This window comes from Acinetobacter sp. B-6 (assembly GCF_056930735.1).
In genome coordinates this window covers 1-10534 of record NZ_JBXPBY010000029.1, presented here as the reverse complement: position 1 = coordinate 10534, position 10534 = coordinate 1, and the positions used below count along the sequence as shown (strand labels likewise).

Here is a 10534-nt window from a genome sequence, read left to right as displayed (position 1 = left end):
GCAACATTACTGATTACAGTATTGGCTGCATTAATGCCACCAGTTGTAACACTTGGACCACCAGTAATGGTTAAACCAGTATTATCTAATTTACTATTCCCAGTAGTAACTGTTGTAAAAGTTGGATTATCAGAAATAGAAACTTTAATTTGATTTGTAGTAACCGCAGTAGAAATATTTTTACTATCGCCAATCACTGCAATAGATGAACCTAATTTCTGGTTGGTCGTTCCTGTGGTTCCGTTGAAGGTAATTGCTTTAACTACCTCATTGTTTAACGCATTCACTGCTGCGCCAACATTGTTGACAGTTGTTGTGCTTGCATCTGTTTTTGTGATTGTATAGCTTGGAGCTGTTATACCACCAGCCGTCGTACCAGCAGCTGCGCCACCGCCTAAAGCCGCAGCTGTATCTGTCGCAACCTTAGCTAACTCAGTATTTGTATTGAATAATTGACTACCATTCACTGCATCTGTGCTAGAAGCTGTGACTTGACCCGCTGCAACATTTTGTATTTGTCGCTTTATTGAACCAGAACCAACACTTACAACACCTGTACTTGCAGTACCAGTTGCTGTGTAAGATTTACCATTGATTGTTTGTGCTGTACTATTTACGGATGCAGAAGTCGTTGAGCTAGCTCCTAAAGCAATACTACCTGCAATTGATGCATTTGCCCCATCCCCTATAGCCACAGTAGTAGCCGCCGAAGCATTACTTCTTGCACCCAAAGCCACTGCACCAGTACCAGCTGCTGCGACAGTAGACTGTGCACCAATTGCAACAGCATCCGTTCCAGCAGACTGAGCGCCTCTCGTTGCATTACCACCGATAGCCACAGCACCGCTACCAGAAGCCGTAACAGCATTTGCCACAGATAATACATTTCCTGCAGCAGTCCCTGTCGCAGTACCACCCAATGCCACAGCATTTTGCCCAGTTGACTGAGTGCCTTCACCAATTGCCGTACTCCCAGCAGCAGTAGCGCGACTCTCAACACCTACAGCTGTACCAAAAGCATTGGCTTGACTATTGTGACCTAAAGCTGTTCCTGCTGTCCCCGTAACTTCTGAGAAGCTTCCAAATACTGTTGCAGCAAGATTATTGTTCCCTTTGGCATTACAGCCTGCAACCAAAGAATATGTTCCCGAACCATCAGTTGCTTGTGTACCTGTAGTTCCAGGATTTATATTTCCTACAGCCCCAGCAGAACCTGTAACACAACTTGTATCCGTATTTATGATCGCTGCAGATGCTTCAGGACTAAACGTTACCATCAAGCTAACTGTCGCAGCGCCAATAATTCCCGTTACTTTAGAAGATTTGGTTTTCCCTTTTGCCAATTCAGATACTGCAACCCATGCCAACAAAGTCGCATTCCAAATCACTTTGTAGATTTTATTCATATCACTTTTCCTTAGGAGATGCATTTTTGACAGTAGGTTCTGCTTTAACAATGCATATAAAATGTACAATTTTTTTTATTTAACAATTTACATACAATGAAAGCAATCAAAAAAATGAGATATATTTCACTTTTTTTAACTTTTAAACCAATTGGTTTAATTTTTTTGAAATTAAGCTATATTATTTTACATTCTTAATATTTTACATTTAAAAAACATAGAGTTATATTTATCCTCAGCATTGTAAAGTTTTACTAAAATCACATTATTTCTAATTAATCATGTGACAAATTTTGTCACATTTGTTGAAAATAAGTGTGACTCATTCCTCAAAATTATATTTTATTAAGTTTACATTCTTTGTGTTTACAATTTTTCTTAATAGCTTTTTATTTTTATCTTTCACTACTTTGTGTTTTTCTGAGTAATATTTATTAATTTTGTTTAGAAAAACTTTACAAAACACAAAAAAACAGATCATTATTTCAATATGTAAGAAACCATACTCTGAAAAATGATTCTAATTTTTATAAAACACAGTCTATTAAATGTGACTTAAATCACATTATTTTTTAATATCACCCATACTGCGATCAAAATCGCATCAGATTCATTAATCAAAAGAAACATACAGATCTATAGATAGGTCAAAATCATAAATAAATAGCTTTGTGTCAAAATAATATAATTAATTTTCACATTTGGAGAAAATCAAATTTTCATTTGAAAATCCCACCATAGAACCATGTTTGCTATAATTGACTTTAAAATTTAATCTGAGCACAACCTTTGAAGATCATTTTTGCAGGCACACCCGAATTTGCAGCTTCAGCATTAGCAGCACTGATTCAAACTGACCACGAAATCGTCGCTGTGTATACTCAACCGGACCGTAAGTCAGGTCGTGGACAAAAATTGACAGCTTCAGCAGTAAAACAACTTGCGTTAACGCATGATTTACCTGTTTATCAACCCCTGCATTTCAAGGCATCCACTGAAGAAGGTTTAGCGGCTCAACAGGAGCTTGCAGCTTTAGGTGCTGATGTGATGGTGGTTGCTGCTTATGGTTTAATCTTGCCCCAAAGTATTTTAGACACACCTAAATACAGTTGTTTAAATATTCATGGCTCATTATTACCTCGTTGGCGTGGTGCTGCGCCCATTCAGCGTGCAATTGCCACAGGTGATACTGAAACTGGGGTGACAATTATGAAAATGGCAGCTGGATTAGATACAGGGGATATGTTGTATAAAACCCTTTGCCCAATTACAACAATGGATACTTCCGCAAGCTTGTATGAAAAACTTGCAACTCAAGGTGCTCAAGCAATCTGCACAGTGCTTGAATCAGAGCAAAAATTACTACAATACTTAGAAGCACGTGAAGTTCAAGACGAACAATTCACCGTTTACGCCCACAAACTGACTAAGGCAGAAGCCCAGATTGATTGGCGCAAATCTGCTATTGAAATTGACCGCACTATCCGCGCATTTAACCCTTGGCCTGTTGCCTTTACTCCAATTGATGAAAGCAATAATCTAAGAATCTGGAATGCAACAATTTCTAATGTAATTGCAAACGGCGAAGACGTCGGAACGATTATTGAAATGGACAAGCAAGGCGTACATGTGGTCTGTGGTAAAGGCGTAGTTTGTCTCACCAGTTTACAGTGGCCTGGAGGCAAAGCCGTTAATCCCGTTCAAATCATCCAAGGTCATAAACTATCTGTAGGACATCAATTCGCATGAGTCAAATTCAATCCTCTGCAAAAAATTTGAATTTGCGTGCCCAAGTGATTAAAACCCTTGTTGCTGTTCAAAATGGTCAATCTTTAGCATCTGTGTTGAACCAACATATCAACACCGTTTCTGAACGTGATCGTGGTTTATACCATGAACTAACATTGGGCTGCTTACGTCAATGGTATTCCTTAAAAGCCGTTACGCTTCCGCTATTAACAAAACCATTGGACAATGAAGCGCTTGAAAGTTGCTTATATCTTGGGCTCTACCAACTCTTATGTACGCGTATTCCTGCACATGCAGCGATTTCAGAAACAGTCAATGCAGCTAAACAACTAGGATTTGAGCCAATGAGTGGCTTGGTTAATGCTATCCTTCGTCGTGTTTCACGTGAAACATCAGAATTTGAAACTGTATTGAACCAAACTCATGGCTTACCGAGTTGGCTTTTCAAACGACTAAAAAAAGATTGGACAAACCAAGTTGATGAAATCTGTCAAAACTTAAAACAAGTTGCACCACTGACTTTGCGTATCAATGAACGTCAGATTAGTCGTGATGAATATCTAGATATCTTAGAGGAAGAACAGATTGATGCTCGACTTTGTATGCTTTCTGATGTTGGTATTGTACTTGAGCAAACTGGAAATATTACCCATTTGCCGGGCTTTGAAGAAGGCGGATTTTCCGTTCAAGATGAACACGCTCAACTCTGTGCCACGTTATTACCAAATTTAGATGATAAAATTATTATCGATGCATGTGCAGCGCCTGGTGGAAAGACAGCACATATTTTAGAGCGCTTTAATCCACAAAAATTAATTGCGCTTGATCATGATGCTAAACGCCTCTTACGTGTTTCTGAAAATTTGGAACGTCTAGAATTAAATGCCTATGCTGACGTAGAAATCATCACAGCTGATGCTACAACATGGACTTATACGCAACCTGTAGATTGCATTATCCTAGATGCGCCTTGTTCTGCAATCGGTGTAATGCGTCGTCATCCAGATATTCGCTTACTCAGACAGTCTACAGATATTCAACAAGTGGTCGATTTGCAAAAGCAAATTTTGAATCATATGTGGCAACAACTTAAAGTCGGTGGAACCCTGCTTTATATCACCTGTTCAATTCTTAAAGCTGAAAATGAACAACAAATGGTGGAATTCTTTGCAGAACATACAGATGCCGAAGAAATAAAAATTGATGCTGATTGGGGAATTGAACAAATTCATGGTCGTCAATTACTTCCGCAAACTGATCATGGTGATGGTTTTTATTATTGTCGAATCAAAAAACTCGCTTAACAGACTAAAAAAGCAGGCAATATAGCCTGCTTTTTTGACTTTAGATGAATAGTTAAATCAAAGTGTATGTTGATCTTTAACTTCTTCAAGAACCTCGTCTAATTCTTCAGGATTTTTCATGAGGTGTAAGATCGAGAGAATTAATCCTCCCCATAAAAACACCATTGAAATAATCATCATAATAATAGCTGATGTATTCATTTTGCTGCTCCTATCGATCTTTCATTTTGCTGAGTACTAAAGCCACCACAGCACAGAAAATCACACTGCCCCAACCAAAGAACATCAACATACTTGCACTATATGTATCGTATCCATTTTTAATCAAACTAAAAATGGTCATACATAAAGTTACCAGCAAAATCAAAGAAGTGATGACGGTTAATGTGAAATCCCAACCTTTACCTAATTGAACAGTTGAAATACGGTTCACATGATCACGCAACTCGATCAATGCAGAACGTTTAAACCATGCCACTGCAATAATTGACAATAGTGCACCACCAATAATACCAATATTGTTGATAAAATGATCGACAATATCAACCAGTTTAATTGCATTCACACTTGAAAATAAGAAGATCGAAACAATCGCACTACCACCACCAATGATAGTCACGGCTTTTTTACGTCCCCACTTTAACTTGTCTTGCATTGCCGCAATGGGTACTTCAAGGATACTCACCATTGAAGAAATACCAGCCACAAATAAAGAAGAGAAGAACAATAAACCAAATAAATCAGCACCAGCTCCTAAACTCGAAATGATTTTAGGGAACGCAATGAATGCCAAACCGATACCACCACTCACGACTTGATCAACAGGCTTCCCTGCTGCAAATGCCATAAAACCAAGCGCAGCAAAAATACCAATACCTGCCAAGATTTCAGTTGAAGCATTGGCAAAACCAACAATCAGACCAGAACCAGTCAAGTTGGTTTTCGGTTTAAGATAAGATGCATAGGTCACCATGATCCCGAAACCAACTGAAAGAGAAAAGAAAGTATGACCAAATGCCGCGAGCCAAACTTTATAGTCCCACATCGCTGCCCAGTTTGGGGTAAAGAATGCATTCAAACCTTGCACTGCACCTGGTAAGCGTAATGCCTGAATCACAAGAATAGTGAATAGAATAAACAACAATGGCATGAAAATTTTGTTCGAGAATTCAACACCTTTCTTGACACCACCAAATAAAATGATCAGAGTAAGTGCCCAAATTCCAACGATAGGCCAAAATAAATGACCTACAAATTGGAAATCAAAACCAGTTGCTTTAGATGTTTGTAGATAGGTATTAAAGAAGAAATTTTCAGGATCATTTCCCCATAACTGACCAATAGAGAAGTACACATAGCTGCCTGCCCAAGTCAGCACACTGGCATAATATAAACCAATAATGATACAGACACAGACTTGCCACCAACCTAAAGTTTCACCCCCTTTGAATAAAGCACGATACGCTTTAGGTGGTGAGTTATTGCTTTTATGCCCTGTTGCATAATCCAAAAATAATAGAGGTAAACCAGCAGTAATTAATGCTATTAAATAAGGAATTAAAAATGCACCACCACCATTTTCATAAGCAACATAAGGAAAACGCCAAATGTTGCCTAAACCCACAGCCGATCCAACAGCTGCAATAATAAAACCCGATCGTGATGTCCAGTTTTCACGAGATTCTGTCATAAAACACCTAATTCTGTAGATGTCCTCCAATGCCGCTTTTTGTCATTGTCATCTGCGAGCAAAAGAAGTACCAATTTTAAAATTTTGTTGTTCGAATAAAACAGCACCTTTTGAGCACTTTGTTGTTATTCCAAACCAGTCATTGTGTTGATTGCTTGGTTAAAGCGCTTCAATAGAAAACGACTGTTTAATGGACTAACAATACCTGTTTTATATCGATTTATCTGTAAATTGTGACAATTTTCTTGGTTTTTTTATACCATTTATCTCTTATGGCTATTTTTTATCTCACCCTGTCGAAATAATGATCTGATTTACTGTTAATTTCAGCTTTTTAGACGTGTTAATTAAAAAGATAAGCAATATATACGGATCTCTATTCTTTTATTTTTTGATTGATCGACCATAAGTCAACTTTTAATCATGAGCTGAGACGATCACCAATTGCTTATCAACACTTGGAAAAATACACCTCATATTCCCTAGGGAGAATATTTTTAACAACTTTTTATTTGAGTAAAAAAAACTATTTTGCATGCCCTACAACAAAAAGAAATAAGTTAAGGCATTACAAAAAAGAGTCTATTTAAACCATAAAAGTCGTCTGCTTTAACAAACTTAAAAGCATAGATTTTTTTCTAAAGCATCCTAAGAATTTCAAGATGTATCGCTTTATCTCGTTTAAAATTTGTCAAAATCTTTTTATGATCAAAGGTCTATTAGGGACTTGAGTTTTTAGGTAAACGATAATGCCCTATAATTTTATAGCTCAATAAAATATCGTTTTCACGTGTTCCATAACCAATGTTATGAATCACCAAAGGGGTTTTGGATAAAAGTGTTGTCTTATCTGAAATAATGCCAATGTGTGTGAGTCCTTTGCCTAAATCCCAAGTGACAATATCACCCGCTTGATATTTCTGATCATTGACTTGATAACCTTGTCGTTGAAAATAAGTCATGATGTTGGGTACCCGTCGATGATCAATATTTTTATCAGTCGATTTTAAACCCCACTTTTGCGGATATTTTTTAAAATTTCGTTGCATATCCTCATGAATCAACTTTTGTAAATCAATGTTTTGATGACGTAAAGCACGAATCACCACATCAGTACATACTCCTTTGACCAAAGGTACATCGCCCATTGGATACTTGAGTTGGGTATAGCTCGGATCATAATAAAGTGTTTTCCAGATTTGTGATCGCGCGTCATTGACTAGTTTTTCAGCCTGAAATGCCCAAATTTGCACACTAAGTAAGGACAGGAAAACCAATGAAATCCACTGAGGTAAAGTTTTTATTATCATTTTTCACTCTATTCAAAAAATTAACAAAACAAGGAGCCGAGGCTCCTTTAATATGGCTTATTGTTTAATCACAAGCAAGCGCTCTTCTTGCATGTCACGAATAGCGAATTGAATACCTTCACGTCCCAGCCCTGAATCTTTGACACCTCCATAAGGCATATTATCCACTCTAAAAGTCGGTATATCATTGATAATTACCCCACCCACTTCTAAATGATCCCATGCATAGAGCATTTTATTGAGATTTTGTGTATAGATCCCTGCCTGTAGACCAAAACGACTTGTGTTAATGATCTCAATCCCTTTTTCAAAGTTTCTATACTTTTCTAAAATTGCCACTGGACCAAACGCTTCATTTTGATAAATCTCAAGTGACTCGTCTACATTTTCTAGCAACGTTGGCTCAAATAAAACACCTGATAAAGCACCACCCAATAAAATTTTAGTGCCTTTTTTCTCTGCTTTATCGAGCCATTTTTTTAATCGGAGTGCTTCAGATGCTTTAATCATTGGACCAACAATTGTGGTTTCTAAACTTGGATCTGCGGCACGTATCTTTTTCAGTTTCGCTACCAACTTCTTCTTAAACTCTGTATAAATATCGGCATGAACAAGAATCCGTTGCACACTGATACAGACTTGACCAGCATGACTATATGAACCACTTATCACTCGATCAAACAGTGCATCATTGAGCTCTGTATCTGGCTCAATCAACACAGCGGCATTACCCCCTAACTCTAAAGTAACTTTTTTACGTCCTGCTCGCGCTTTCATATCCCAACCAACTTGATCCGAGCCAGTAAAACTTAATAATTTAAAACGATCATCCGTCACCAACACATCCGCATGTTCACGCGGACAGGGTAAAACTGAAAATGCACCTTTAGGCAAATCTGTTTCCGCTAAAATTTCTGCGATTTTTAATGCAGAAATGGGTGTCAAACTGGCTGGTTTGAGTACAAATGGACAACCTGCTGCTATCGCAGGTGCTATTTTATGTGCAGTTAAATTCAGCGGAAAATTAAAAGGACTAATTAAGGAAATTGCGCCAATTGGTACATGCTGCACCATTCCTCTGTACGCAGATGCAGCAGCTGTCACCGCTAAAGGCATCAAATGACCATTACTCATCGTGGATACGGCATCTGCGGCAATTTGAAAAGTATTAATCAATCTCTCAACTTCTGCTGCGGCAGCAAGTTTTGGCTTTCCACCTTCCACAATCAAAAGCTGAGTTAATTCTTCACGCAATTCTTTAAAACGACCAACACAGTGTAAAAGTATTTTTTGCTTTTGAAAGGGTTTCAGTGCTGCCATTTCCTTTTCAGCGTTTACTGCTGCACTGATCGATTTTTCTAAGGTTTTTGCATCAGCTAAAGCGACTTTTGCATATAGCTGACCAGAAAACTTGTCATAGACCTCGAGCCATTTCCCTGTTTTTACTGCCTTATTTGCAACATAAAGTGGTAGTTCAAACACTGTTTCGTCAATAGTCTCACTCATGTTATATCCTCGATTTCATCTTTTTTAATAATGCAAAATTTAATAAACCTCTATATCATGCCCACAGTTTATGTTGTATTGAATCCTATTTAAGTAACAAAAATATCAGATGAAAAATTATTTCATCAAGAAGGAAATATGAAAGCTATTCAATTACCATTATTTATTGCAGTGCTAGGTTTAAGCTCATTTGCCCAAGCTGATTTTATTGGTTTAAAAGGAGATATTAGTTATTGGAGTATTGATGGTACATCTCAAATCAATCACAAAACATCCAGTCTATCTAACCAAACAGGTTCAGATAATTTATTATTAGATCCTTATATTGACTTAAACTCAAAATATGATTTAGATCAGAAAGGTACAGTTCAAGCTTCACTTGCTTTTGAACACCCTATTCCAATTATTCCAAATGTAAAATTAAAGTATACAAAGTTAAATACTGAAACTGACACTAAGACTGAATTAGCCAAAACTAAAATTGATTTAGACCATACCGATTTAATTCTTTACTATGAAATCCTAGATAACATTGTAAAAGCAGATATTGGCTTAGGTGCAACTAAGCTCAACGGCTCAGTCAAACAATTCTCAGAAAATGTCAACGTAGATGAATATGCACCTATTATTTATGCAGAAGCTGGCGCAAAATTACCCTTTACTGGTCTAAGTGCTAAAGCTGAAGCAACTTATACCAATATTAATGATGTAAAAATCACAGATGCCCAAGCGGAAGTTCAATATGATTTTATCAAATCTATTGTTTTAGATCTTGGCGCTAAAGTAGGTTATCGTGTACTCAATATTGAACTCAGTGACCTAGATAAACGTGATATGAAGTTCGATTTTAAAGGTCCATATATTGGCTTAAATGCACACTTTTAATGATTAAAACCGTTATCTTGAATGTCGATGATCTCAGCATTTTCTTAGATACGCTGAGGATTTTTTTAGATATCTAGTTATATCACCAATATAAAACCCTCAGGCAAGGATGTCTGAGGGTTTTTATTTTTCTAGTTAAAACAATTGAACGAAATCGAATTACCCGTTAAAAATCTACCACTTCATGAAAGTCATACCTTCAATTGCATCAAGTTGAATATACTCTGTCTGTTTCTGCACAATCTTAATCGCTTCTTCTAAGCTTAACCTTTTTGTATAAGAGCCTTTTTGATCAGGTATTGGAATATCTGCATCTAATGAATAATCAGAGTTTACAATAAACTGTAAAGTTCGATCATTTTTATCGACAATCCCCAAAAAGTTTTCCGGTCGAATTAAAACAGATTGCATAAGTTCTATGATTTCATCTATAGATGCATATTGAGTTTGAGCGGGTATAACTTCATCACCATCATAATCGGTGAAGAAAAATTGGAAAATGAGCATATTGATTATTTTCTTATCATTAGTGATTCTTTTTTAACACAAAGTACAGCGTGCCTCAATGGCGTAAAATGCATGTATTACATCCATTTCAATAAATGCGATGCTAAAATAATTATGCCATATAGCTTTTTCTTCCTTTTTATATTCTTTTATGGGACTTTTTCACTTTTCTTCACG

Annotated in this window: 9 protein-coding genes; 3 read left to right on the top strand and 6 right to left on the bottom strand. The window is 36.9% G+C overall.

Annotation, left to right across the window (positions count from 1 at the left end; genetic code table 11):
- A partial coding sequence (locus AC1Z3T_RS20930) for an ESPR domain-containing protein (RefSeq protein ID WP_483396965.1) occupies positions 1 to 1406 on the bottom strand: 1406 nt, incomplete at its 3' end.
- A gap of 789 nt (positions 1407 to 2195) precedes the next feature.
- Here AC1Z3T_RS20930 and fmt point away from each other — a divergent pair.
- Positions 2196 to 3155 carry a methionyl-tRNA formyltransferase gene (fmt, locus tag AC1Z3T_RS20925; RefSeq protein WP_483396963.1) on the top strand — a complete coding sequence of 320 codons (960 nt, stop codon included), beginning with the start codon at positions 2196 to 2198 and terminating at the stop codon, positions 3153 to 3155.
- Positions 3152 to 4459, top strand: a complete 1308-nt coding sequence (gene rsmB, locus AC1Z3T_RS20920) for a 16S rRNA (cytosine(967)-C(5))-methyltransferase RsmB (RefSeq protein ID WP_005034925.1) — start codon at positions 3152 to 3154, stop codon at positions 4457 to 4459. The genes fmt and rsmB overlap by 4 nt, the downstream gene beginning before the upstream one ends.
- A 57-nt stretch (positions 4460 to 4516) precedes the next feature.
- Here the strand turns inward: rsmB and AC1Z3T_RS20915 are convergent, their stop codons facing one another.
- The 4 genes from AC1Z3T_RS20915 to AC1Z3T_RS20900 all read right to left on the bottom strand — a co-directional run bounded on the left by AC1Z3T_RS20915 (position 4517) and on the right by AC1Z3T_RS20900 (position 8965).
- Positions 4517 to 4660, bottom strand: a complete 144-nt coding sequence (locus AC1Z3T_RS20915; protein ID WP_004823942.1) for a methionine/alanine import family NSS transporter small subunit — start codon at positions 4658 to 4660, stop codon at positions 4517 to 4519.
- Positions 4661 to 4670: 10 nt separating this feature from the next.
- Positions 4671 to 6149 carry a sodium-dependent transporter gene (locus AC1Z3T_RS20910; RefSeq protein ID WP_004823944.1) on the bottom strand — a complete coding sequence of 493 codons (1479 nt, stop codon included), beginning with the start codon at positions 6147 to 6149 and terminating at the stop codon, positions 4671 to 4673.
- Positions 6150 to 6868: 719 nt separating this feature from the next.
- Positions 6869 to 7459: a DUF1287 domain-containing protein gene (locus AC1Z3T_RS20905; protein WP_100886212.1), complete on the bottom strand. Its 591-nt coding sequence runs from the start codon at positions 7457 to 7459 to the stop codon at positions 6869 to 6871.
- 57 nt (positions 7460 to 7516) lie between these two features.
- The gene (locus tag AC1Z3T_RS20900) at positions 7517 to 8965 is read right to left on the bottom strand and encodes an aldehyde dehydrogenase family protein (RefSeq protein WP_100886213.1); all 1449 of its coding nucleotides are present in this window, start codon (positions 8963 to 8965) and stop codon (positions 7517 to 7519) included.
- A gap of 138 nt (positions 8966 to 9103) precedes the next feature.
- Here AC1Z3T_RS20900 and AC1Z3T_RS20895 point away from each other — a divergent pair, with 138 nt between their 5' ends.
- Entirely contained in the window at positions 9104 to 9850 is a 747-nt protein-coding gene (locus AC1Z3T_RS20895; protein ID WP_004823949.1) for a TIGR04219 family outer membrane beta-barrel protein, read from the top strand.
- 174 nt (positions 9851 to 10024) lie between these two features.
- On the opposite strand, the gene AC1Z3T_RS20890 is transcribed toward AC1Z3T_RS20895, so the two are convergent.
- Positions 10025 to 10357, bottom strand: a complete 333-nt coding sequence (locus AC1Z3T_RS20890) for a hypothetical protein (RefSeq protein WP_100886214.1) — start codon at positions 10355 to 10357, stop codon at positions 10025 to 10027.
- Between the last annotated feature and the right edge of the window lie 177 nt (positions 10358 to 10534).